Consider the following 26,396-nt stretch of genomic DNA (forward strand, 5'->3'; position numbering starts at 1 on the left):
GTGGCTGCCTTTTAGCCACCGGAGCGGGGTCCGGCGGCTAACGCGTTTAGCTGCTGCTATCCTAAATTCAATACATCCCGCATGGTGAACACGCCGGTTTTGCCTTTCAGCCATTCTGCCGCCACTACGGCGCCGGCTGCAAAGCCTTCCCGGGAGTGGGCAGTGTGTGTGATGGAAATATCGTCGATGGCGGAAGTATATGTTACGGTGTGTGTGCCCGGCGCCGGATCAATCCTTTTAGAGATGATGGGGAGTGCTTCCGGTTGATTGCTTTCTTCGTTTACCCAGCCGGTTTTGCGAGGCACTGCGGCCAGTACCTGTTCTGCCAGTGTGATGGCGGTACCGCTTGGTGCGTCTTTTTTATGGGTATGATGGATCTCTTCCATCTTTATGTTGTATTGTGGCTGGCCGGCCATGAGGGTTGCCAGTTTCTTATTCAGTTCAAAGAAGATATTTACGCCGATGCTGAAATTGGTGGCGTGGATGAAAGCCTGTTTTTTTTCCAGGCAAAGCGCTTTTACTTCCGGCAGTTTATCCAGCCAGCCGGTGGTACCGGATACCACGGGAACATTTGCATCGAAGCATTTTAAGATGTTGTGGTAGGCTGTTTCAGGTGTGGTAAACTCGATGGCTACATCTGCCTGGCCTAGGTGTTCTTTTTCCAGCAGGTGTTTGCTGCCAACGTCTACCCGGAGTATTATTTCGTGTCCTTTGGCAGTGGCAATTGCATCTATTGCCTGTCCCATTTTACCATATCCGATGAGCGCTATTTTCATGACCCTTGCAAGTTGTATTTAAAGTTGATGTATTAATGATGATCAGCGGCCGGCGAAGTACCGGCTTTTGCCTTTTTTGCCGCCAAAAGAAATATTTACGCCGATGCCCAGTGTACGGTTGTTGATGATGGTGGGGGACACGCGCATGCTCAGGTCGTCCGACATATCGAAATTGCGGAGATGTGCAAATACGGTAGCGTCTATAATGTTTACGCCATAGGCCAGGATGAAGAACAGCACGGAGTAATCCACATATTGCCGGAACTGGTCGCGGCCCACCTTCAGTGATTCGGTATCGTAAGGTTTGGTATCCGGGCTGGTGTCGTTGGTATCCGGGTTGCCATCCACCCGGAGGCGGTAGGCATCGCGGTACAGCTTGTAGGTCTTCATGTTATCCACAAAGAAATAAACGCAGGTACCAATGGCGGCATATGCAATTGGAATTTTCCAGTATTCTTTATTGTATGCCTGTCCGAGCCCCGGCACCACGGCGGAGTAAAGGGCTGCTTTACGCGGGCTGTGGGGGAGTTTGGAATCAGGAATATAAGCGCTGTCTGTGAAGATGGCTTTGTTTGCTTTTACGGTATCCGTACCTGGTGCAGGTATAGGCCGGATGATGGTATCCATTGTTTTAGCAATGGGGCGCAGGGTATCCTGCTGTGCGTGCACTGGCATAACCACTACAACCGCGATTAAAAACAACAAAAAGTATCGTAGTGAATGAAATATGTATTGAGCCTTATTAGCCACCGTATATATCTATTTTTTCCAGGATACTATCCAGCTCTTCATCCGAATAGAATTCAATTAAAATGCTGCCTTTACCGCTTTTTCCTCTATCCAGTTTTACTTTGGTAGAGAAGTGAGTGGCGAGTTTGTCCTGTATTTTCTGAAAAGCAGGAGGTAGTTTTGCTTTGGCAGCCTTTTGCTGATGATTTTTATCGGCCTGATTGATGTTGCGGGCCAGTTCTTCTGTTTGGCGTACAGACAATCCGTTTTTCAGGATTTCATTATACAGGAAGAGTTGGTTTTCCACATTTTCCACGCCGGTGAGTACGCGGGCGTGGCCCATGCTGAGCTGGCCGTTGCGTACGGCCACCTGGATATCCGGGGGGAGTTTCAGCAGGCGTATATAGTTGGTAACGGTACTTCTTTCTTTGCCCATGCGGTCGGCCACCTGTTCCTGGGTGAGACTGCATTCGTCCATGAGTCTTTTGTAGCTGAGGCCCACTTCAATGGCGTTCAGGTTTTCCCTTTGCAGGTTTTCCAGCAGGGCGAGTTCCAGGAGTTCCTGGTCGTTTACCTGGCGGATATATGCGGGAATGTCTTTGAGTCCGGCGAGTTTGCTGGCTCTCAGGCGTCTTTCACCGGCGATCAGCTGGAATTTTTTGGCGCTGATCCTGGATACGGTGATTGGCTGGATAACATCGTGCAGTTTGATCGACTGGCTTAACTCCTGTAAAGAAACCTCATCAAAGTCACGACGCGGCTGTTTCGGATTGGTAGCAATCAGATCCAGTGATATGCGTTCTATACCGGTAGCAGCAGCTACTACCTTATCACCCAGGGCGCCGGCAGTTTGCTTCAGATCTGTATCGATGTTTTGAAGCAGTGAGCGGATGCCTTTACCCAACGCCTCTTTCTTACTTGGATTGGTCATCGTTAATAGCTAGGATTTTGTCTTTGGATTTAATTTTGGTGAAATTATGTTTCTGCAGGATTTCCTTTGCCAGGTTGAGGTAGTTGATAGCACCTGTGCTGGCTGCATCATACATAATAACGGATTTACCGAAGCTGGGAGCTTCTCCCAGTTTGGTATTGCGGTGGATGATGGTATTGAACACACTTTCTTCAAAATGTTGTTTTACTTCATCCACTACCTGGTTGCTCAGGCGCAGGCGACCATCGTACATGGTCATCAGAATGCCTTCAATTTCCAGTTCTATATTCAGGCGGCTTTGTACAATTTTGATGGTATTGAGCAGTTTGCCGAGGCCTTCCAGTGCAAAAAACTCGCATTGAACGGGTATGATCACGGAGTTGGAGGCTACGAGGGCATTTACGGTGATAAGACCGAGGGAAGGGGAGCAGTCTACAATTACAAAGTCGTAGTCCGCTTCCACGGTATCGATCACCTGTTTCATCACTCTTTCCCGGGTGGGATGATTGATGAGTTCCAGTTCAGCGCCTACCAGGTCTATATGAGAAGGCAAAACCTTCAGGTTGGGAGTATCTGATTCCAGGATAACGTCTTTGGCCAGCACGTCGTTCACCATACAATCGTACAAGCTCTGCTGCACATTGCGCAGGTCGAAACCCAGCCCTGTGGTGCTGTTTGCCTGCGGGTCGGCGTCAACCAGCAGTGTCTTAAATTCCAGCACAGCCAGGCTGCTTGCCAGGTTTATTGCACTTGTAGTTTTTCCTACGCCACCTTTCTGGTTAGCGATTGCGATTATTCTAGCCATTGTGTAATTTAAAAATTCAAAGGTTATTTATAGGATAAAGGATAAATCAGCAATGATCACTTCTTCCTCAAACCTCTATGGTACTACCTATTTCGGGTAGTAACAGTTCAAGCCCGGCATCAATAAACTGCATCTTTGCTTCGTCTGTATCAATCTTAACGTAGCCGAAAGTGTTGTAGTGTACCCCGATTATCTTCTCACATTCTATCATTTCAGCGGCTGCAATGGCATCTTCGATGCCCATTGTGAAATTATCGCCAATTGGCAGTACTGCAAAATCCAGGGAGGTAACAGCTGGTATCAGCTCCATATCCACAGTGAGCGCAGTATCGCCGGCATAGTAAAAGTTCCCTTCTTCCGTCATAAATATAAAACCCATCGGATTACCGCCGTAGGTTCCATCGGGTAAACTGCTGGAGTGCTGTGCCACCACACATTTTACCGTACCAAATTCAAATTTCCATTTACCGCCGGTATTCATGGGATGGAGCTTTTCGATCCCCTGTTTACCAGCCCAGGTCACAATCTCAAAATTGGATACTACTGTTGCATTTGTCCGTTTTGCCAGGTCTAACAGGTCGGCCGTATGATCTTCATGTCCGTGGGAAACAAAAATATAGTCCGCCGTTATGGCATGGGTGTCTACCTTAGACGCCAGTTCATTATGGGTGATGAAAGGATCAAACAGGATCTTTTTCCCCATAATTTCCACCGCAAAACAGGAATGTCCATAGCAAGTATACTTCATAATCAATCCATTTGAATCCATCACGACAACTTCCGGGGAAATTTACTCTCCGTAATCCGTGATTAATCTACACCTTATATTTAAAAGTAACTCTATTAAAAGTAGCGTAATCGGACAAAAATACAACGATTACGTAAAATTCGGGTGCTGCAGTATATTTATTTATACACAAACTGTTCGCAGAACAAGCCCCGTAACCTGTTAACGGGTTAATTTTTAGCCAGTTTCAGCAGGCGTAAGATTAATATATTAATAAAATATTAAAATTATTTATTGTGTACCGGTCAGCCGGACAAATGTACTGTTTCTCCATTCTTAATAAAAAAAATAAAAACATACAATTCTTCGCGTTGTTATTCGTCTTGTAGGTACAACCACCGGTTTTAACTTTTCAGACCCGGTTAGTTATGTTAAATTGCTTCATTATTATATATCTATATTAAATTTCTATAATGCGACCCGGACTTAATTCCGTTATACTCATCGTTTTCCTTTTGTTACTGGACCTTTATGTTTTCCAGGCCATCAGGGCTATGGTGTATATGTCTACTCCCAAAGTAAGGAACATCACCTATTCCGTATACTGGCTTATATCCATTTCTGTTGTGATGATGATAGCCTTATTGCCCTATATCAACTGGCATAACTGGCCGCCTACGCTGAAATCCTACCTGATGGCTGTTTTCATGGGCCTGGTACTGGCGAAGCTGCTGGTAACGGTATTCCTGCTGATAGACGATGTGAGAAGGGGGGTACTGTGGCTGATCCGTAAATTCAGCAGTGCGCCGGCGGTGGCTGCAACTCCGGCCACAGGCGGATTATCAAGGTCGCAGTTTATTAACCGGCTGGGACTCATCACCGGCGGCGCTTTCTTTGGAACGCTGCTATACGGATTTTCCAATAAGTACAACTACCGGGTACATAAAATAAAAATGGCTTTCAAGCATCTGCCGGCCTCCTTTAAGGGGTTGCGGATTGTACAGATCTCTGATATCCATTCCGGCAGCTTTGCTAACCGGGACGCGGTAATGAAAGGCATTAAGATGATCAATGACCAGAAGGCCGACCTGGTGCTGTTTACCGGCGACCTGGTAAACGACCGGGCGGTGGAAATGGCCGAATGGCTGGATGTATTCCGCGAGGTGAAAGCCCCGATGGGCGTGTATTCTACCCTGGGTAACCACGACTATGGCGATTATTACCCCTGGCCGGATAAAAATGCCAACGGCTACAGCGCATTGCAGCACCAGAACCTGGAGGATTTAAAAGCGGTGCATGGAAAGCTGGGCTGGAAACTCATGATGAATGAGAACGTGGTGCTGGACCGCAACGGAGAACAGATTGCGCTGATTGGTATTGAAAACTGGAGCGCTATTAAACGTTTCCCCCGTTATGGCGACCTGAAAAGGGCGTACGAGGGAGCAGAACATATACCGTTTAAAATTTTGCTGTCGCACGATCCCACCCACTGGGATGCCCAGGTGCGCACAGAATATCCCGATATTGCCCTGATGCTGGCAGGCCATACCCACGGTATGCAGTTTGGCGTGGAAATACCCGGTTTGAAATGGAGTCCTGCCCAATATTTTTATAAAGAATGGGCGGGGTTATATAAGAAAGGGGAACAGTTCCTGTATGTGAACAGGGGCTTCGGATTTCTCGGCTATCCCGGAAGAGTAGGTATCCTGCCGGAAATTACGGTGATAGACCTGGTATAAAAAGGCATCGCATGCATTGACCGATAGAAAAGCTTTGTTTAACCACATATTCGTCCTGTTCGCGGATATAGGGTTAAACGATACTGATTTACGCTTATCTTGCAAGCGACGTACTTTTTAAAACATGCGCCTATACTTCTTTACCTTCCTGTTGTTATGTAGCCGTGTAGCATCGGGACAAAGCCTGGCAGAGCTGGAGCGACAGCTGGATTCGTTGTTACAGAAACAGCAGAAAAGCGAAGTGGTGGCCGGTATCGGGTATGGGAACAATCCTGCCTATGGCAGTAAAGTGGCCAATTTTGAATATCCTCTTGTATTAAAAACATTTGTAGCGCCTTCTTTAAGTTATTATCATAAAAGTGGCCTGTATGCAGGTGTTAGCGCTTATTATCTTTTTAATTCCGTGAATAAGCCCTGGTTTGAATGGGACTTTACCGCCGGTTACGACTATACGAAAAACAGGAATTTTCTTAGTGGCATCTCCTATACGAAATATATTTTTGCCGATTCTTCAGACGTTCCTTCCACTCCAATCAAGAATGAAATTTTTGCCTACTTCTATTACCGGAAATGGTGGGTACAACCCGGTTTGAGCCTCGACTACGGCTGGGGGAAGCATGTGTCAGAAGGTTTATATACCAAAGAAACGTTGCATGGTAATGATTTTAATATTATCGCATCTGTAAGGCATCCTTTTATTTTTTCCGGCGTTATAGGACGGTTTGATGTATTGATGGTGACGCCTTCTGTGAACATGACGCTGGGAACGGCCAACTACTACAGTAATCTCAAAGCAGCTCAGTATATCACGCGGTCGCCCCATATGGTGAAACTCAGAAATCCCCCGGGACCTGAACTTAATTTTGAAGACCATACCGAATTTGAACCCCGCGCGATAGATGTTACTATGAATATATCCTATTTTATTGGCCGGGTAAACCTGGCGCCATCCTACACGGTTTTTAAGCCCTTAACCGGTACAGATCAGGGTATTATGAGTTATTTCACGGCCCGTATTTTATACAGTTTCTGATTTCATTAACAAATAGCACGGAATTTGTAATTACTGGAAATGTAATTACAACATAGGGGTATTTTTTACTCCGGGCGTCTATATTTTAACCATTACTAACAATACATAGATTTATGAAAAAACTGTTTTTCGCCGTAGCAGTGCTGATGATAGCTGCTGTTTCAACCGTGTCAACTGTTAATGCACAATCAAAATTCCTTCGCTTTGGTGTGAAAGGTGGTGCTAATCTTGGAAAGCTTGATGGTACCGGTTTTCAGGATGGATTTAAGTTAGGTTATCACATCGGTGGGTTTGCCCAGGTGAATCTTGTGAAAGGATTCGGGGTTCAGGGTGAGTTGATCTTCTCTTCTACCAAAACAAAAACTACAGACGATTTCAGTGAAATTTATAATACTGGAAACCTGGAAGATAATGGTAAGAAGATCACCATGAGCTACCTGAGTATTCCGTTGCTGGCTAACATTGACCTGGGAACACCACGTCTGAAACTCCAGGTAGGACCTCAGTTCAGCGCATTGGTAAGCGACAAAAAAGTATTGGGTGCTGCCAAGGAAGCTTTCAAAGGCGGCGACATTTCCGGTGTAGCCGGTTTGTGGCTGCAACTGCCGATTGTTAATGTGAGTGCCCGTTATGTTATTGGCTTTAATGATGTAAACAATTACAAAGACGTAGCTAACACCAGCAACTGGAAAAACCAGAGCATCCAGCTGGGTGTAGGTGTAACTTTCTAGTATTTCGCGTTTAGCGTTAACTTTTGATGAAGCAGCAAAGATTAAAGTGTATACTTTATCTTTGCTGCTTTTTTTGTGAGAAAAGGAAGCTGCTACGCATTCTTCCGTTCCTGCCAGAGCGTCACTTGGCATCAAACTTGACTATATAGGGATACATAAAAAAAAGAGGACTTTTGCCGGGTTGTATGACAGAATGTCCTCATGAGGCTTTAAATATCTCAGATGAACAGATTTTATTTAGGAAATTCGGAAGATGAAATGGAGTTCATGCCTATTATCCCTTTGAACGAAGACGGGGAAGGACAGGAGGATGAAAAGATTCCCGATGAACTGGCATTATTACCATTACGAAATACAGTATTGTTTCCGGGTGTTGTGCTGCCGATTACGGTGGGCCGGGATAAATCTATAAAAGCGGTGAATGACGCCTACAAAACCGACAAATCGATCGGGGTGGTAGCGCAGAAAGACAGTACGATAGAAGATCCGGCTGTAGCGGATCTGAGTGAAGTGGGTACAGTGGCGCGTATTGTAAAGCTCATCAAAATGCCTGATGGTGGCACCACCATTATTATACAGGGCCGCAAGCGCTTTAAGATAGATGAAATAGTGACGGAAGATCCCTATTTCAAAGCAAAAATCAGCGTGCTGCACGATGAAGCGGCGGAAGATGATTCAGAATTTGAAGCGTATATCTCTTCCATCAAAGACCTGGCAGCGCAAATCATCCAGCTTTCTCCCAACCTGCCTTCAGAAGCGAGCATCATCCTGAAGAACATAGAGAATCCTTCTTTCCTGGTGCATTTTGTTTCTTCCAACCTGAACTCCGACCTGAAAGAAAAGCAGCAGTTGCTGGAGATCAATAACCTGCGTACCCGTGCGGAACTGCTGATGAAGCTGTTGCAAACGGAATTACAGCTGGCAGAACTCAAGAACAAGATCACCAACAAAACGAAGGCCGACCTGGACAAGCAGCAGCGGGATTATTTCCTGCAGCAGCAGATGAAGTCGATCAAGGAGGAGCTTGGAGGAGACGCCAACGACCGGGAGCTGAAGGAAATGAAGCGGAAGGCAGAAGAAAAGAAATGGCCAGCTGCCGCTGCGGAAGCTTTTTCAAAAGGGATCGAGAAACTGGAGCGTATGCATCCGAGCACACCGGATTACAGCGTGGTGTACAATCACCTGGATCTGTTGCTGGACCTGCCCTGGGGCGAGTATACCACCGATAGCTATGACCTGAAAAAGGCAAAGAAGATATTAGACCATGACCACTACGGCATGGAAAAAATAAAGGAACGTATCCTGGAATACCTGGCCGTGCTGAAACTGAAAGGGGATATGAAGTCGCCCATTCTGTGTTTCGTAGGCCCTCCGGGTATTGGTAAAACCTCCCTGGGACGATCTATAGCCAACGCTGTTGGCCGTAAGTATGTTCGCCTGAGTTTGGGTGGTTTGCATGATGAAAGTGAGATCCGCGGGCACCGTAAAACCTATATCGGCGCCATGCCGGGCAGGGTGGTACAGTCGATCCGTAAAATCAAATCATCGAACCCGGTGATGATCCTTGATGAAATTGATAAGATCGGTAACGACATGCGCGGCGATCCGAGTTCTGCATTGCTGGAGGTACTGGACCCTGAACAGAACAGCACCTTCTACGATAATTACCTGGAGCTGGAATATGACCTGAGCAAGGTATTATTTATTGCTACCGCCAACAATATCAACTCTATTCACCCGGCGCTGCGCGACAGGCTGGAGATCATTGATCTGAGCGGGTATTCCATCGAAGAAAAAGTAGAGATCGCCAAAAGGCACCTGTTGCCCAAGCAAAAGGATGCGCATGGTTTGAAGGATACAAAAGTAAAGATCAGCAATACGGTGATTGAGCAGTTGATTGCCGATTACACCCGTGAGAGCGGTGTACGTGAGCTGGACAGGCAGTTTGCCGCTATTATGCGTAACCTGGCCAAACAGGTAGCGATGGATGAGAAGTTACCGGATGCATTAACCGAAGAAGGGCTTCAGAAAATACTGGGTAAACCCCGTTATTCCAATGAAATCTATAAGGTTGGTAATCCGCCGGGGGTAGCCGTGGGGCTTGCCTGGACTTATGTAGGCGGCGATATCCTGTTCATAGAAAGCAGTTTGAGCGAAGGTAAGGGTGATCTGAAGCTGACGGGTAACCTCGGTAATGTGATGAAGGAATCTGCTGTTACGGCGCTGACCTATCTGCAATCCCATGCGGAGGAATCGGGTATTGATCCGAAGAAGTTTACGCAGAAGAGTGTGCATGTGCATGTGCCGGAGGGAGCTGTTCCAAAGGATGGTCCGAGTGCGGGTATTACCATGCTAACCGCATTGGCCTCTGTATTTACAGGCCGGAGGGTAAAATCCTACCTGGCAATGACGGGTGAGATCACGCTTCGCGGGCAGGTATTACCGGTAGGTGGTATTAAGGAAAAAATACTGGCCGCCAAAAGGGCAGGTATCCGTGAGATTATTCTTTGCTGGCAAAATGAAAAAGATATTAAAGATATCAATCCGTCTTATATTAAGGGGATGAAGTTTCATTATGTGAAGCAAATGAACCAAGTACTGGAAATAGCGTTATTAAAGAAGTAAACACGCGTAACATTGCTGTCAGTCATGACGGCAAACTATATACTGTTCATACCGGTTTAGTTGTGACTCCGCTATGAACTTCATGTTGATTGTTTTAAGGGTTGATAAAGCCATTCCATTAATCCGGAATGGCTTTATTGTTTTGTGTAAGTTAGTCGGCCAGTTGTCTTTTATACATCTGGATAGTATTTTCCAGTCCGAAGTAGAGTGCATCGGCTACGAGTGCGTGACCGATGGATACTTCTTTCAGCTGTGGTATATGCAGTTTAAAGAAGCGGAGGTTATCGAGGTTGAGATCGTGGCCGGCGTTGAGGTCCAGGCCAATAGCGGTGGCTTCTCTGGCGGTATTTTTATAGTCGTTGAACAGCTGCAGGTTTTGCGGCTGAGTGCGTGCGTTCGTATATTCTTCTGCGTAAGGGCCGGTATAGAGTTCTATACGATCGGCGCCGGCGGTTTTAGCGCCTTCTACTTTTGTAACGTCTGCATTGAGGAAGATGGAAACCCTTATCCCTGCTTTTTTGAGGGTAGAGATCACGTCTTTCAGTTGCGACTGGCAGGCGATGGTATCCCATCCGGTATTGGAAGTGATGGCATCCGGCGGATCGGGAACCAGTGTGCATTGATGAGGTTTAACGGCCAGCACGAGGTCCATAAAGTCCTGGGAAGGATATCCTTCAATATTGAACTCTGTAGTGACCAGTGGTTTCAGGTCTCTTACGTCCTGGTAACGGATATGGCGTTCATCGGGGCGGGGGTGAACGGTGATTCCATCGGCGCCGAAGCGTTCACAATCCTGGGCCACTTTTAATATATCCGGTAGATTGCCTCCACGTGCGTTGCGCAGGGTAGCAAACTTATTGATGTTTACACTCAGCTTTGTCATGCGGCAAAATTACGGCTTTTAGCTTTTACAAAAAATGCAGCGGAGAAAAAGTAGTGACTTCTTCTCCGCTGCATTTGTATTTGTTAGTCGTAAAAAACTAGTATCTGTAGTAGTCTGGTTTGAATGGACCTTCTGCAGGAATACCGAGGTATTCAGATTGTGCGGTGGTCAGTACATCCAGTTCCACGCCTACTTTTTTCAGGTGGAGACGGGCAACTTTTTCATCCAGGTGTTTAGGCAGTACGTATACTTTGTTTTCGTAGTTTTCTGAGTGCAGCCACAGTTCCAGCTGAGCCAGTACCTGGTTGGTGAAGGAGTTACTCATTACGAAAGAAGGGTGGCCGGTAGCGCAACCGAGGTTTACCAGGCGGCCTTCAGCCAGCAGGATGATATCTTTACCATCGATGGTATATTTATCTACCTGTGGTTTGATTTCAACTTTAGTATTGCCGTAGTTTTTGTTTAACCAGGCTACATCGATTTCGATATCGAAGTGACCGATATTGGAAACGATGCATTTATCTTTCATCAGTTTGAAGTGTTCGCCGGTGATGATATCGCGGCAACCGGTAGTGGTTACGATGATATCGGCTTCTTTAACGGCATCGTTCATTTTCTTTACTTCATAACCTTCCATTGCAGCCTGTAAAGCGCAGATAGGGTCAATTTCAGTAACGATAACGCGGGCGCCTGCACCTCTCAGTGATTCAGCGGAACCTTTACCTACGTCGCCAAAACCGGCAACAACGGCTACTTTACCGGCAATCATTACGTCAGTAGCGCGACGGATCGCATCTACGCAGGATTCGCGGCAACCGTATTTGTTATCGAATTTGGATTTGGTAACGGAGTCGTTGATATTGATAGCGGGCATTGGTAAAGTACCAGCTTTCATGCGATCGTATAAACGATGAACGCCGGTAGTGGTTTCTTCACTTAAACCTTTGATGTGCTGGATCAGCTCAGGGTATTTATCAAACACCATGTTGGTGAGGTCACCACCATCGTCCAGGATCATATTCAGCGGACGGTCGGGGCTGCCAAAGAACAGGGTTTGTTCAATACACCAGTCGAAGTCTGCTTCATTCAGACCTTTCCAGGCAAATACAGGTACTCCTGCAGCGGCGATAGCGGCGGCGGCATGGTCCTGCGTAGAGAATATATTGCAGGAGCTCCAGCGCACCTCGGCTCCGAGGGCTACCAGGGTTTCTATTAATACGGCAGTTTGGATAGTCATATGCAAACAACCAGCAACACGTGCACCTTGCAATGGTTTGCTGTTACCATATTCTTCTCTCAGTGACATCAGTCCGGGCATTTCGGCTTCTGCCAGTTCTATCTCTTTACGACCCCAGGCCGCGAGAGACATGTCTTTTACCTTGTATCCGAGGCTAAAGTCAATGTTTGATTTTGCAATTGTTGACATTCTGAATTGTTTTTTGCAAATCTAGGGTTATTTTAACTTTTAACATAACCCCCTGCATATATAAGGCGTTATAAAGCCCTAAAAATTTGTTAATCGCCGTTTCCTGCTACCCCGACTTATGGTTAGATAAATTAATTTGATTTAATATAAATATTATTATAGATTTGCTAATTAAAATATATGATTTTATATTTAATTGTTTGAAGATGGGTGACAAGTGGAAGGGTATAGCATAATTGTAGAAATCATAAAAAACGCCCATGAGCGCGTCTCAGGCACCCACCAACACACGATTAAGAGATATATAATTGCCGGCGGGGCTGGTTTTTCAGTTTCATCAGAAAAAAAGAAGGAACAATATAGAAGCCTGCCGGGAGAGCCAATTACAGAGATTCGCATATAGGGTTTTACAAAGGACTGTTTTATCATTTTTGACTTAAAATCTATATGTATAAATAGAAATTTACACGCTTATATGTTACTCCTTTCCTATCCTACGAAATTAATTAAGCAAGGTATGCCCCATCGTATCCACGTGTTCCTGTGCCAGGCGTTACTCCTGACAGCCGCTTTTTTCCTGGTCAGCACAGGTGTACAGGCACAGGTAACCATCAACCCGCTTGGAGGTAATACGCTTACCGATGGATTAAGGATAAAGATCAATACGGATGGTACCTATGAGGTAACAAGGAACGGGAGATCAGAATCCAGGAAGGAGAATTCAGGCTCGGTGATGGGGATCCGGTCGAATTTCAAAATGCAGAATACCAGCGGTTTTCTTACCCCCACCCCGATCGACATTAACTTTGAGAAAATATCCGAGGTAATGGGTTCCGGTACAGTTGCGGACCCTTATAAGGTTTGTTTGGTTGATTCCCTCTCATATTATGAAAATGCAGGAAGGGGGCCGTTTGTGGCTACTGTGCTGATGACTATTACCTACGTTGTACCCAATAATTACTTTGTACTGGATTATACGTTTTATAACGACCGGCCCTCCACCACGTTTTGCCTGTACCTGAGTGAATTTCCCACCATGCAGGATGATCCGCTGGGTCCCATACTGGACAATAACAGGAGTGCCACCGGGTACATGAATCCTCCGGGCGGTGGTCCGAATCCCGATATGGTAGGGTTTATAAGGCCGCCGGGGTTTAATGCTGATTATCCCAATGCTACGGTAGGAGAATTTTCACATACCTATCACGCCTATACGACATTTTCTTCCTATGTGGCCAAGTCGGCAGGAGACAGGCAGATCTTTAACAATCTCTTACTGGTAAACGCAATTGATGAAGGAGGCGTAAATACGGCTCCTAAAGGATTGGCGGCAGGTATAAACCTCGGCGTGAAACCAACTACCAAAGCTATTGGTACCCGCGTGGCAGTAGACTATGGATATAACAATACACCGGTTCATATTAATCTCCAGGGATCGCCCCTCAGTACGGGCACTGATCCTATTTCCGTGTCGTTTGAGAAAGATTCCGCCACCGGCGCTGAAGGAAACAACGGGGATCTCAACTTACCTAATTTATACCTGGTAGTGAACAACAACGCTACCATTACTTCGGAGATGTATGTGAAAGTGGCGCTGGTACCGCCTTCCGGAGGATCGCATAACGCGGTGCAGGGTACTGACTTTACTTTTTACGGCGGGTTTATGATTCCTGCAAAGGCTTATGTTGCGGGTGATAAAATACAGTTAAGTAACATAAAGATCATCGGGAACAACGCCCTGGAATACAGCCGGCACATGACCTTTCAGCTGGTACCTGTTACCGAAAATAAACTGGTAAACATTACCGGGCAAACCACCTGCGTATACACCATCCAGGATGATGAACCGAAACACATTACCTTGTCGGCCCCGGCAAAGATCCGCGAAGGTGTTATTGATTCCGTGCGTGTAACACTTCCTCCCGGGGTGCTGGCATCCGAAAGAACCCAGGTGGATTTATCGGTAGTAGCGGCAGGTACCGAGGCTATTGCATCAGATTTTACCTATGATAATGTTGCTTATATAGAGATAGGTTCCAACGGGGTTAGTATCCCGGTAAGACCTGTAAAAGACAGTATCCTGGAGAAAGATGAACTGGTGAATTTCAAAGCGGATGCGGTGGTGATGGGACAGCCCCAAAGCGCTTCCAAATCCCTGCATATTGAAGATGCCACCCGTCTTGATCCTACATTAACGGTGCTTTCTTTTGTAACAGATGATCCGGCGTTGCTGAAAGAACCTTACGACGGACTGGTAACCATTTCTTTACCGGACGGTGTTACTACGGATCTGCCTATTGATGTGATCATCAATAAAAAAAGTACCTCTACTGCCACAGATGTTACGGACTATGAACTCGCCGGTCCTGTTACCATTCCACAGGGCGCCGGCCGCATCACCCTTCCTTTCAAAATTAAAAGTGATAATGCGATAGAGGGCACAGAGAAAATAGAGATTGAACTTGCTGCGTCAGATCCTATCCCTTCCACTACTTATACCACAACTGTTACTCCTTTTGTAGTGAATATTACAGATGCGCAGCTGCCTATGACAGCTCCCATCATCTTACATATTTCTGCCAGCAGCATTAATGAAGGCACTTCCCCGGGAGTATGGGCAGAACTGCCTGCAGGGCTTACCACCGAAATTCCTATCCAGGTTAACTTTACACCCGGCGGCTCCTCCACGGCAGCAGCGGGTACCTATACTTTCCCTTCCGGCACAGTAACGATACCTGCTGCCAGAACCCTTTCTGATACGGTAATAGTTGGCACCGCTGCCAACCAGGTGTTTGATGACACCCGCAAACTGGTATTAGTGGGAAGCACCGCGGATGCGGGTATCCTCGTAAAGGATAGTTTAACACTTACTATCAATGACGCTACCTCTCCGGCCCAGAAGAAATTAACCATTGCCCCGCTAACGTATCACCTGCCTGAAGGCGATAGTACCCGTTTCACTATTGCGCTGCCTGCCGGGTATACTTCTGCAAAAGATATTGTCATTGCGCTGACAAGAAATGCTGCCGGCTCTGATGCCGGTGTTACAGACTTTGGCTGGATGACAGAAGATACCATCCGGTTACCGGCTAACACGCCTTCTCCTTATACCACCACCTATACCATTATAAAAGCAGTAGGTGATGATCATATTATTGAGAAAGATGAACGACTGGGGCTGACCGGCAGTGTATTTGGTTTAACCGGATACACCGTGTCGGATACGGCGATCATCATTGATGATGCCACGCGGAGGGATGCCAACGCCACGAAGATTACCTTCACACTGCCATCTGGAGCAGTGAATGAAAACAGCACTAACAATATTGGCTTCAGTTTACCTGCCGGTGTAACCACCGAGATACCAATTAAGATTACACTGGGTGGCGCTACCGGTACGGCTATACGTAATACAGATTATTACCTGCCCGCGGATACCACCTTTACCGGTGCATCCGGCGTGGCGCTATTAAAAGTAGCTTCGGATATTTTAGTAGAAGATGCAGAAGATATACATGTTACACCAGTAGTGAGTGATGCACTCAGCACGGTGTACACCTTCCTGCCAGCTACAATGGATCTGAGCATTAAGGATGCGCAGTATCCTTTCCCTGCGGGCGACTCCGTGTTGCTGACCAGCACACCTAACCCGGTAACGGAAGGTGGTTCCGCTATTATTACCGCCACTTTCCCGCATGGCTGGAAGGCCGGTAAAGCCTGGACCATCAACCTGGCGAAAGATGTAGTGCGGTCAACAACGGCTGATACCAGTCATGGTTCCATCCCGGCTTCCGTAACGATTGCAGCCAACGCATCGTCCGGCACCACTGCGGCCATCACCACTAAAACCAACAATGTATTCGACGACGGCGGATTTATAAAAGTAGATGGCAACGCAGGCAATACCAACATGCCGGCTACCAGCGCTATCATTAACATCACGGATGGTACTGATCCTGCGCAGAAGAAGCTGACGTTAACCGCAGTAACTTCTCCGCTTGCAGAAGGCAGCAGCACTGCTTTCACGGTATCGTTACCTGCTGGTTATGCTGCCGCCAAAGATGTGACGATTGCACTGAGTACCAATCCAACCGGCACCGATGCGGCCGCCGGCGATTACGTAACATTGCAGCCCGGCATCGTATTCCCGAAAAACAGCAACACCTTTACCACCACTGCACCGGTTATCAAAGCAGCTGCGGATGAAGTGATAGAAAACGACAAACAACTGAAGATACGCGGTACCGCTACCGGCTATACGATTACCGATGCAAGTATCCAGCTCAACGACGCCACCCGCAGGGATGCCAATAAAACAAAGATCACATTCACATTGCCATCTGCGGCGGTGAATGAGAACAGCACTAACAGTATCGGCTTCAGTTTACCTGCCGGTGTAACCACCGAGATACCCATTAAGATTACACTGGGTGGCGCCACTGGTACGGCTACACGTAATACCGATTACTACCTGCCTGCAGATACCTCCTTTACCGGTGCTTCCGGCGTGGCGCTATTAAAAGTAGCATCGGATATTTTAGTAGAAGATGCAGAAGATATACATGTTACCCCTGTAGTGAGTGATGCACTCAGTACAGTGTACACCTTCCTGCCAGCTACAATGGATCTGAGCATTAAAGATGCGCAGTATCCTTTTCCTGCGGGCGACTCCGTGTTGCTGGCCAGCACACCTAACCCGGTAACGGAAGGTGGTTCCACTATTATTACCGCCACTTTCCCGCATGGCTGGAAGGCCGGCAAAGCCTGGACCATCAACCTGGCAAAAGATGCGGTGCGGTCAACAACGGCAGATACCAGTCATGGTTCCATCCCGGGTTCCGTGACCATTGCGGCCAACGCATCGTCCGGCACCACTGCGGCCATCACCACTAAAACCAACAATGTATTCGACGACGGCGGATTTATAAAAGTAGATGGTAACGCAGGCAACACCAACATGCCGGCTACCAGCGCGATCATCAATATCACGGATGGCACTGATCCTGCACAGAAGAAGCTGATCTTAACCGCAGTAACTTCTCCGCTTGCAGAAGGCAGCAGCACTGCTTTCACGGTATCGTTACCAGCTGGTTATGCTGCCGCCAAAGATGTGACGATTGCACTGAGTACCAATCCAACCGGCACCGATGCGGCCGCCGGCGATTACGTAACATTGCAACCCGGCATTGTATTCCCGAAAAACAACAACACCTTCACCACCACTGCACCGGTTATCAAAGCTGCTGCGGATGAAGTGATAGAAAACGACAAACAACTGAAGATACGTGGTACCGCTACCGGCTATACGATTACCGATGCAAGTATCCAGCTCAATGACGCCACCCGCAGGGATGCCAATAAAACAAAGATCACGTTCACACTGCCATCTGCGGCGGTGAATGAGAACAGCACCAACAATATAGGCTTCAGTTTACCTGCCGGTGTAACCACGGAGATACCAATTAAGATTACACTGGGTGGCGCTACTGGTACGGCTACACGTAATACGGATTATTACCTGCCTGCGGATACTACCTTTACCGGTGCATCCGGCGTGGCGCTATTAAAAGTAGCATCGGATATTTTAGTAGAAGATGCAGAAGATCTACATGTTACACCAGTAGTGAGTGATGCACTCAGCACGGTGTACACCTTCCTGCCGGCTACAATGGATCTGAGCATCAAAGATGCGCAGTATCCTTTCCCTGCGGGCGACTCCGTGTTGCTGACCAGCACACCTAACCCGGTAACGGAAGGCGGCTCCGCTATTATTACCGCCACTTTCCCGCATGGCTGGAAGGCCGGTAAAGCCTGGACCATCAACCTGGCGAAAGATGCGGTGCGGTCAACAACGTCAGATACCAGTCATGGTACCATCCCAGGTTCCGTGACCATTGCAGCTAACGCATCGTCCGGCACCACTGCGGCCATCACCACTAAAACCAATAATGTATTCGACGACGGCGGATTTATAAAAGTAGATGGCAATGCAGGCAACACCAACATGCCGGCTACCAGCGCTATCATTAACATCGCGGATGGTACTGATCCTGCACAGAAGAAGCTGACCTTAACCGCAGTAACCTCTCCGCTTGCAGAAGGCAGCAGCACTGCTTTCGCGGTATCGTTACCTGCTGGTTATGCTGCTGCTAAAGATGTGACGATTGCACTGAGTACCAATCCAACCGGCACTGATGCAGCCGCCGGCGATTACGTAACATTGCAGCCCGGCATCGTATTCCCGAAAAACAGCAACACCTTCACCACCACTGCGCCTGTTATTAAAGCTGCTGTGGATGAAGTGATAGAAAACGATAAACAACTGAAGATACGTGGTACCGCTACCGGCTATACGATTACCGATGCAAGTATCCAGCTCAACGACGCCACCCGCAGGGATGCCAATAAAACAAAGATCACTTTCACGCTGCCATCTGCGGCGGTGAATGAGAACAGCACCAACAATATAGGCTTCAGTTTACCTGCCGGTGTAACCACGGAGATACCCATTAAGATTACACTGGGTGGCGCTACCGGTACGGCTACACGTAATACTGATTACTACCTGCCTGCTGATACCTCCTTTACCGGTGCATCCGGCGTGGCGCTATTAAAAGTAGCATCGGATATTTTAGTAGAAGATGCAGAAGATATACATGTTACACCTGTAGTGAGTGATGCGCTTAGTACAGTATACACCTTCCTGCCGGCTACAATGGATCTGAGCATTAAGGATGCGCAGTATCCTTTCCCTGCGGGCGACTCCGTGATCCTGAGCAGCACGCCCGATAGTATTTACGAAGGAAGCAGCGCTGTTATTACCGCTACCTTCCCGCATGGCTGGAAAGCCGGTAAAGACTGGGTAATTAACCTGGCGAAAGATGCTGTGTCTTCTACGGTGGCAGATGCCCGCCACACGGCAGTACCAGCCAGCGTTACCATCCTCAAAACTACATCAGCTGCGGCTACTTCAGCCATCACCGCAGGTACCAATGCGATACTGGACGATGAAGGTATACTGATCATTGATGGCAACAAGGGTAATGTTAACATGCCGGCCACCAGTGCAGACGTGTACATAAAGGATTACACTGAAAAACAACCCAATGCAAGAAAGATGACGCTTACCCCGGATGCCACACTGGTTCCGGAAGGCAATAAAGTGATGGTGACCGCAACGGTGCCTTATGCATCTACAAAAGATGTAAGCATCCAACTGGCGGTAGACAATGCGCTTACTACGGCTAAAATCGTTGACGACTATACGCTGTCGGCTATTTCTTATGTATTACCGCACGGCCAAACCACCGCTACCTTTGAACTACTGAAAACAGTGGCTGATAAGGTGCTGGAAAAGAATGAAGCCCTGGTGGTGAATGCTACCGTTAACGGATATACGGTGAATAACCTCCCGCTGGCGATACAGGATCTTACCCGCAACGATGCCGCTAACCTGGCATTAAACATTACGGCCTGGAAAACACCACTGACAGAAGGGGATAGCGGCGCTGTAACGATTAGTTTGCCTGCCGGCGTTACCACTGATGTACCTGTTCATATACTACTGCCACAATCGGCAGGCAGCGCAGAAGCCGGACTGGATTATGCACTGGCGCCTGATGTGTATCTGAACACGGGCAACAGTATCGCCACCGGTTTGAAGATTAAGAAAGATAACTTCACAGAAGGTCCGGAAAACTTTACCATTAACGCCAGCGCTACCGATGGCATCAGTACGTATACCATTAATAAACCGGTGTTTACTATCGATGATGATCCAACACAGTATCCGTTGCCGGCGCCTGTTGTGCTCAAGAGTACACTGGCTGCTATTGATGAAAACGGTTCCGGTGCAGTGCTGAGTGCGCAGCTGCCAAACAACCTGCAGGCTGGTAAAGACATCACCATACATGTAACAAAAGACAACACACTGAGTACTGCGGTAAATGCAGATCATAATGCTTTACCATCTCCTTATGATATTATTATTAAAAAAGGACAAAACACAGGTACCCACACATTTACACTGAAAGCGTTGAAAGACCTGGTGCTGGAAGATGATGAAACCGTGGTGTTTAAAGGCAATATTACAGACGCCACTTTTAACACCGCCGTTGTAAAAGATACCACCATTACGATTAAAGACAGAACACACGATGATCCGGTTACCGGCTTCATACATCTTACTGCCGTAACTGCGGGTACTAAAGTACTGGAAGGAAATGCCTACCAGGTGAAAGTAAGCCTGGCGCCGGGTGTTACTGCCAGCAAGGATATCATTGTTACCTTAAACAGGGATGCAGCATCAGTGGCAACGGCAGGAGACATTGATAATTTGCCGGCTAGCGTAACCATTCCTGCAGGCATGCCCGATGTTACTTTCTCCTTTACTGCTAAAACAGACTTTATACTGGAGAAACCGGAACTGTTGTGGATAACCGCAACGCCACAGGGTTTTGCAGGTATGAAAGGTGATAAATTGTCGGTAACAATTGATGATGCTACACGCTTGAATCCTGATAACCTGAAAGTGGAAATGCGTATAGACTCCTCCGTTATACATGAAGGCAGCAGCAGTGATGTAACCATCGGGTTTGTGAACAGCCAGATCACTTCTTCTGAAGATGTGGTGATCAATATCGGCAGAAACGCCGTGTCTACCGCAGATGATGCGGACTATACCGGTGTTCCTGCGCAGGTAACGCTGGTAGCCGGAGTACATAATAAAGTATACCAGCTGAAATTAACAGGAGATAATATACTGGAAGGAGATGAGCAGCTGCAGTTTACTGCGCAGCTGGTAACAACAGGTTATACACTTTCCCAGCCAGGTATGGTGCTGATTCCTGAAACCGGCGACATGCGCGTGGTATTACAAAAGAATAAAGACGCCGCTGAACCGGCTACACACGGTGCTTACACGGTGAAACTGCCAGGTAGCAGCACCGCAGCCGCCGATGTGAAAGTAGTGTTCTATGTAAGCAGCATTGCAGGCACTACCAATATTGCGCCGGTGCAAACATCCGCAGTAATCCCGGCCGGACAAAACAGTATATCCGTTCCCGTGAATGTGATTGATAATAAAGTGATAGAGGGAGATGAGCAGGTGAAATTGTCGCTGATGCTGGCACAGATGAAACGGTTTAACAAGAACATCGCACTGGATGTAGATGATAAAGACACCGTTACACTGATCGTGCATGATGATGAAAGTACCGCCCCTGGCCGTGAAATGATGATCGCAAAAACAGCAGATGCCACCGAACCGGATGTCCCCGGATCTTTCCGCGTGCGGTTCTCGGATACACAGTTATCTGCTGTGAAAGATGTGAGTGTAGCCTATACCGTTAGTGGTACTGCCGTAGCAGACACACGGTATCGCAAACTAAGCGGCACGGTGCTGATCCCTGCAGGCCAGAATGGTGCAGACATTAAAGTAATACCCATCGATAATAACATAGTAGAGGGAGATGAAGATGTGAAAGTACAGCTGGGAGCGGTGAGCAGTAGCATGGCAGGTATTACCTGGCCGTTATCTGCCAGTGCAGCGGCTGATGTAATCATTCATGACAACGATACGCTGGTGGTGGAAATATCAGCGGAAGCAGCTACTGCTGCAGAAGGGAGTGGGGTGAAGTTTACCTTGAAATCGCCTGCGTCAGCAGCCTACGATGTGCCGGTACGCCTCCGCATTACACAGGATGCCGCCCGCACGTTTACTGCTGCGGAAGGTACGGTGAGTGGTAACATCTTAACGATTAATATGCCGGCGCTCACGAAACAACATTCGTTTATTATCACCACCGGCGACAACGACATCAATGATGATGACGGGTTCCTGAAAGCAGCCATACTGCCATACATTGGCGGTAGCAGCACCCTGGTATACAAAGCCGGCGCCACTGATACCGCGAGGGTAGCCATCACGGATAACGATCCGCTCACGCTCTCCTTTGCCGCCGATAAGTTCAGCGTGAAAGAAGGCAATACCGGCGAGAACACACCGCTGCGCTTTAATGTACAACTGAGCAGGCAAAGTTCCCGCCCGATTACGATTAATTATGATTTTGAAGCGTCCGTAGATGGAGTGTCTTATCCTTATATGGATTTCAAAGCCACGCCGGGTGTTGATTTCGACAACACTGTTACACAAACGGTAATCCCCCCGCTGCAGACTATCGGACAGGTAACGGTGAATATTAAAGGTGATACTACGTTTGAACAGAATGAAACCTTTATCCTGAAGATGACCACGGTATCGGTGCCTTCTGGTCAGCATACGCCAACTTTAGGCGAGCCATCCAAGGCTACCGGTGTGATCCTGAACGATGATCCGATGTGCGGCAGTTGTGATACCGATGGTGATGGCTTAACAGACAAGCAGGAAGATATCAATGGCAATGGTGATCCGTTTGATGATGATACAGATGGAGATGGCATTCCTAATTTCCTTGACCTGGATTCTGATGGAGACGGTGTGGCGGATTCTGTAGAGAAGTATAGTACAGACGGGCGTCAGATCAATAACAACAGCGGTAAGATCCGGGTGCACCCGGCCCTTTCCCCTAACAACGATGGTATGGGAAATGACGTGATGTACATTGAGAATATCGACAAGTATCCGAATAATGAGGTGGTGATCTTTAATCGTTGGGGCGGCACCGTATTTAAGTTGCAACACTACGATAACAAGTCGAAGAACTTCCGTGGTAAAGCGAATGCGGGTGGTAGTTCAGGAAACGATGTGCCGGACGGCTCTTACTTCTACAATATTGAAGTAGAGATAGATGGTAAGAAAGAGCGCTATACCGGGTTTATTGTGATAAAACGTTAACGGGCATACGAATTTAAAGCAGGATGCATCTGACAAAAAAATATTTAAGCTGATACCTATGAAAAAGCATCTTATGAAAGCTTTAGGGGTTACTATCTTATGCTGGTGTTGTTGTTTACAGGTTGCTGCGCAGCAGGAACCCTTGTATTCGCAGTATATGTTCAACGGCATGATCATCAATCCGGCTTATCCTTCTATGGATGAATCTTCCAGTCTTACGGCAGTGGGCCGTAACCAGTGGGTGGGTGTGGAAGGGGCTCCTAAAACGGCCACGGCTTCATTTTATACTCCTATAAAGGCCACCAATACAAGTTTTGGCGTATCGCTGATGAATGAAAAGATCACCGTGAATTCGCAAACAGCGGTGAACCTGAATGTTTCCCAACGGGTAAAGCTCAATGAGAAGATTTACCTGGCGCTGGGATTGAAGGGCGGCATGTCGCATTTCAGAGAAGATAATAGTTCCCTGACTACCACCGACCCGGTGTTTGCGCAAAATCAGAGTTACTGGAAAACGGATGTGGGCTTTGGTTTCATGTTGTTTACCGACCGGTTCTTTATCGGGTTGTCGTCGCCTACTTTCAAGAGTTTCGACCTCGGCAACAGTGTGAATAAAGTAGTGGTGGAATCGCATTATTACCTGCAAACGGGTTACCTGATCAATATTAATGATGATGTAAAGCTGAAGCCGAATGTGTTGTTGCGGCAGGTGAAGGGCGCGGGTTTTCAGTATGATCTGAATGCGAATATTCTCCTGAAGAACCTGATATGGCTGGGTGCATCGTGGCGTTCTGAAAAAACGATGACAGGATTGGTGCAGGTGCAGGCAACGAAGAACCTGCAGATCGGTTATTCTTATGATACGCCTATGCAGTCGAATCTGAAAGGCGCGCAAACGGTGTCGCATGAAGTGATGATTAATTATCGCTTCTCCTGGTCGAAGTGGAAAGTGGTGGCGCCGCGTTATTTCTAATTTTAAAATCAAGAATGGTATGCGAAAATACAATTTCTCTTCCCTCATACTTTTTCTGAGCATTGTTTCCCTGTTTGTTTCCTGCAGTTTTGTAAAAGACCGAGTGCAAATAGGCGGCTTGGGAAGTATGGCTAAGGTAAAGCGTGCGGAACGGCTTTACAAAAGACAAGAATACGAAAGGGCAATCTCGTTGTGTAATGAAGTAATTAATAATGGCAGCAGCGAAGAAGTTTTGCGCCGGGCCAAGTTACAGTTGGCGCGGGTGTACTTTGAAACAAGGCAGTTTGAGAAAACGATCAGTTTGTACGATGAGTTGTTGTACAAGCCAGAGAAAAACGTGCTGGTAACAGATGTAACCAACTACATTGATCTGCTGAAGCGCACCGGAAGGGTGGTGAAAGCCCAGGAGATCAGCGCGGTGTATGCCAGTAACTATAAGAATAATGCGCGCTTTACCAACCTGAAAGAGTCGCTGGTGAATTACTATGGTTTCTTTAACCGTGATTCTATGGAGAATATACGGGTGGACAGTCTTCGCCTGAACCTGCCCGGGTATCAGTATGGACTGGCGCTCTACCGTAATAACATTGTGTTTCTTTCCAATGATATCCGGAAAAACGAGCAGCAATCTTTCTATACGAATTCCAAACTATACCAGGTTTCAGAAGATGGTGTAGAGCCTTTTAATAATAGCTTACGGGGTGTATTACAGGTAGGACCTGCTTCTTTCTTTGATAACGGGCAAAAGGTGATCTATACTTCCAACCGGTTTACCGATGTGAAGAACGACAAGAATTCTTATATTAATTATAACAATGGTACGCAGCTGTTATCTGCTGTTTATCAACCGGATCATGATGTATGGAGTAAACCACTGCCGGTGAAGCTGGGGAAAAACCTGGAAACTTATTCTTTCCTGCACCCATCAGTTGCACCTAATGGTAAACGTTTGTACTTTGCGTCCGATATGCCTGGTGGTCAGGGTGGTACAGATATTTACTACACCGACTGGGACAAGGAAGCCAAACGGTGGAAAGCGCCGGTGAACCTGGGTCCGCAGGTAAATACCAATGGAAATGAACTGTATCCTTTTGTGGTGGGTGATAAGTTGTTCTTTTCGTCGAATGGCCTCCGGGGATTTGGTGGACTGGACATCTTTGTAATAAATATAAAAAAACCGGAAGAAGGAACTGTACATTTGCCGTATCCTGTGAATACGCAGTTTGATGATCTGAATCCTGTACTGGATGAAGGCAAGCTGTTATTATATTTTACATCAGACCGTTCAGGCGCGCATGATAACGATCATATCTATGTGTTAAACCTGAAGAAAAATCCTTTGAAACAACTGGACCTGCCTTATCCCGGCAAGCCGGTAAAAGAAGATGACCGAGTGCCTTATACCATGAATCAGACGGATACCCGTCAACAGCTGACTTTAGTAGGAACCAAACAATACGATAACCTCCCCGTGCAACCGCCGGTGGTGGATAAAGTGGTATTGAAACCCGTTCCCGCAGTAGCCGTTGCCGTTAGTCCCGGGCGCAAAATGGTGGATTACGCCAATGATGTAACAGACAGTTCTCCCGAAATTATTCCCTGGCAAAACGATCACCCCGGCAACAGCAATACCCAACCGGTAGTTGCTGCTACTGCTACTACGCAACCGGCATATACCGGTCAGGCTGCCTACAGCAGCCCGGAAATGGTATCCTGGCAACAGCAAGCCAGTGGCCCTAACGTCGCTAATAACGGTGTCGGTTACACGCTGGTAAGAGACAGTGCGGTGAAAGCGCTGGAAGCGTTGTGGAAAGTTCCTGGTGTGATTTACTACGATCTGAATTCTTTTGTTCCGCAGGACCAGGAATGGCGTAAGCTGGATTCTATTTTCCGGATATGGAAGTCGAACCCGCACCGGATCATACTGGTGAACGGGCATACCGACATTATTGGTACCGAGCGGTATAACTTGTCGCTGTCGAAGAACCGTGCTGTATACATCCAGGAGTGCCTGCTGAGCAGGGGTGTTACTCCTGATAAAATAAGGATCAATTATTTCGGGTCTACCCGCCCGGTATGGATTGCGGGGAGCCAGCGACCGGAGGCCGACAGGGAGTATTTTATACAACTGCAGGGCGTAAACAGAAGGTGCGAGATTAAGATTCAATAAACTATTTATCGGTT

General features: G+C 47.3%; 14 protein-coding genes. 7 read left to right on the plus strand and 7 right to left on the minus strand.

Annotation, left to right across the window (positions count from 1 at the left end):
- Positions 1-56: 56 nt before the first annotated feature.
- From dapB to PV783_RS09890, 5 genes are all read right to left on the minus strand, one after another.
- Positions 57-776, minus strand: a complete 720-nt coding sequence (dapB, locus tag PV783_RS09870) for a 4-hydroxy-tetrahydrodipicolinate reductase (protein WP_420987861.1) — start codon at positions 774-776, stop codon at positions 57-59.
- Between the two features lie 42 nt (positions 777-818).
- Positions 819-1,451 carry a DUF5683 domain-containing protein gene (locus PV783_RS09875; protein WP_079468914.1) on the minus strand — a complete coding sequence of 211 codons (633 nt, stop codon included), beginning with the start codon at positions 1,449-1,451 and terminating at the stop codon, positions 819-821.
- Positions 1,452-1,518: 67 nt separating this feature from the next.
- Positions 1,519-2,436 carry a ParB/RepB/Spo0J family partition protein gene (locus PV783_RS09880; protein ID WP_079468913.1) on the minus strand — a complete coding sequence of 306 codons (918 nt, stop codon included), beginning with the start codon at positions 2,434-2,436 and terminating at the stop codon, positions 1,519-1,521.
- The gene (locus PV783_RS09885; protein ID WP_079468912.1) at positions 2,420-3,241 is read right to left on the minus strand and encodes a ParA family protein; all 822 of its coding nucleotides are present in this window, start codon (positions 3,239-3,241) and stop codon (positions 2,420-2,422) included. Before PV783_RS09885 ends, PV783_RS09880 begins: the two co-directional genes overlap by 17 nt.
- Before the next feature lie 67 nt (positions 3,242-3,308).
- Entirely contained in the window at positions 3,309-3,989 is a 681-nt protein-coding gene (locus PV783_RS09890) for a metal-dependent hydrolase (protein WP_420987862.1), read from the minus strand.
- Between the two features lie 452 nt (positions 3,990-4,441).
- Between PV783_RS09890 and PV783_RS09895 the strand changes: the two genes are divergently transcribed.
- The 4 genes from PV783_RS09895 to lon all read left to right on the plus strand — a co-directional run bounded on the left by PV783_RS09895 (position 4,442) and on the right by lon (position 10,096).
- Positions 4,442-5,707 (plus strand): metallophosphoesterase, encoded by a 1,266-nt coding sequence (locus tag PV783_RS09895; protein WP_420987863.1) that lies wholly within the window; start codon positions 4,442-4,444, stop codon positions 5,705-5,707.
- Between the two features lie 124 nt (positions 5,708-5,831).
- Positions 5,832-6,740, plus strand: a complete 909-nt coding sequence (locus tag PV783_RS09900) for a hypothetical protein (protein WP_420987864.1) — start codon at positions 5,832-5,834, stop codon at positions 6,738-6,740.
- Positions 6,741-6,853: 113 nt separating this feature from the next.
- Positions 6,854-7,471, plus strand: coding sequence for a porin family protein (locus PV783_RS09905; RefSeq protein WP_079468908.1), 618 nt, complete (start codon positions 6,854-6,856; stop codon positions 7,469-7,471).
- Between the two features lie 222 nt (positions 7,472-7,693).
- A complete protein-coding gene (lon, locus tag PV783_RS09910; RefSeq protein ID WP_079468907.1) occupies positions 7,694-10,096 on the plus strand; it encodes an endopeptidase La in 2,403 nt (800 codons plus the stop codon).
- A 151-nt stretch (positions 10,097-10,247) separates the two neighbouring features.
- Here lon and PV783_RS09915 read toward each other — a convergent pair whose 3' ends face one another.
- Together PV783_RS09915 and ahcY are read right to left on the minus strand one after the other, a co-directional pair.
- Complete coding sequence (locus tag PV783_RS09915) at positions 10,248-10,979, minus strand: pyridoxine 5'-phosphate synthase (RefSeq protein ID WP_079468906.1); 732 nt, start codon at positions 10,977-10,979, stop codon at positions 10,248-10,250.
- A 97-nt stretch (positions 10,980-11,076) separates the two neighbouring features.
- Positions 11,077-12,405: an adenosylhomocysteinase gene (gene ahcY, locus PV783_RS09920; RefSeq protein WP_079468905.1), complete on the minus strand. Its 1,329-nt coding sequence runs from the start codon at positions 12,403-12,405 to the stop codon at positions 11,077-11,079.
- Between the two features lie 517 nt (positions 12,406-12,922).
- On the opposite strand from ahcY, the gene PV783_RS09925 reads away from it, so the two are divergent.
- From PV783_RS09925 to PV783_RS09935, 3 genes are read left to right on the plus strand one after another with little or no spacing between them, the layout of a single operon-like run.
- Entirely contained in the window at positions 12,923-23,239 is a 10,317-nt protein-coding gene (locus tag PV783_RS09925) for a Calx-beta domain-containing protein (RefSeq protein WP_420987865.1), read from the plus strand.
- A gap of 58 nt (positions 23,240-23,297) precedes the next feature.
- Positions 23,298-24,212: a PorP/SprF family type IX secretion system membrane protein gene (locus PV783_RS09930; protein WP_079468904.1), complete on the plus strand. Its 915-nt coding sequence runs from the start codon at positions 23,298-23,300 to the stop codon at positions 24,210-24,212.
- A 19-nt stretch (positions 24,213-24,231) separates the two neighbouring features.
- Positions 24,232-26,382 (plus strand): OmpA family protein, encoded by a 2,151-nt coding sequence (locus tag PV783_RS09935; RefSeq protein ID WP_420987866.1) that lies wholly within the window; start codon positions 24,232-24,234, stop codon positions 26,380-26,382.
- Positions 26,383-26,396: the final 14 nt, after the last annotated feature.

Origin of the sequence: Chitinophaga sp. CC14 (assembly GCF_048957795.1) — a bacterium.
Taxonomy (GTDB): Bacteria; Bacteroidota; Bacteroidia; order Chitinophagales; family Chitinophagaceae; genus Chitinophaga; species Chitinophaga ginsengisegetis.

Bases quoted from the DNA above. Each gene is read 5' to 3' on its own strand.
- PV783_RS09900 (WP_420987864.1), top strand. From the start codon at position 5,832: ATGCGCCTATACTTCTTTACCTTCCTGTTGTTATGTAGCCGTGTAGCA.
- ahcY (WP_079468905.1), bottom strand. From the start codon at position 12,405: ATGTCAACAATTGCAAAATCAAACATTGACTTTAGCCTCGGATACAAG.
- PV783_RS09935 (WP_420987866.1), top strand. From the start codon at position 24,232: ATGCGAAAATACAATTTCTCTTCCCTCATACTTTTTCTGAGCATTGTT.
- PV783_RS09880 (WP_079468913.1), bottom strand. From the start codon at position 2,436: ATGACCAATCCAAGTAAGAAAGAGGCGTTGGGTAAAGGCATCCGCTCA.
- PV783_RS09890 (WP_420987862.1), bottom strand. From the start codon at position 3,989: ATGAAGTATACTTGCTATGGACATTCCTGTTTTGCGGTGGAAATTATG.
- PV783_RS09875 (WP_079468914.1), bottom strand. From the start codon at position 1,451: ATGCCAGTGCACGCACAGCAGGATACCCTGCGCCCCATTGCTAAAACA.
- dapB (WP_420987861.1), bottom strand. From the start codon at position 776: ATGAAAATAGCGCTCATCGGATATGGTAAAATGGGACAGGCAATAGAT.
- lon (WP_079468907.1), top strand. From the start codon at position 7,694: ATGAACAGATTTTATTTAGGAAATTCGGAAGATGAAATGGAGTTCATG.
- PV783_RS09925 (WP_420987865.1), top strand. From the start codon at position 12,923: ATGCCCCATCGTATCCACGTGTTCCTGTGCCAGGCGTTACTCCTGACA.
- PV783_RS09895 (WP_420987863.1), top strand. From the start codon at position 4,442: ATGCGACCCGGACTTAATTCCGTTATACTCATCGTTTTCCTTTTGTTA.
- PV783_RS09930 (WP_079468904.1), top strand. From the start codon at position 23,298: ATGAAAAAGCATCTTATGAAAGCTTTAGGGGTTACTATCTTATGCTGG.
- PV783_RS09905 (WP_079468908.1), top strand. From the start codon at position 6,854: ATGAAAAAACTGTTTTTCGCCGTAGCAGTGCTGATGATAGCTGCTGTT.
- PV783_RS09885 (WP_079468912.1), bottom strand. From the start codon at position 3,241: ATGGCTAGAATAATCGCAATCGCTAACCAGAAAGGTGGCGTAGGAAAA.
- PV783_RS09915 (WP_079468906.1), bottom strand. From the start codon at position 10,979: ATGACAAAGCTGAGTGTAAACATCAATAAGTTTGCTACCCTGCGCAAC.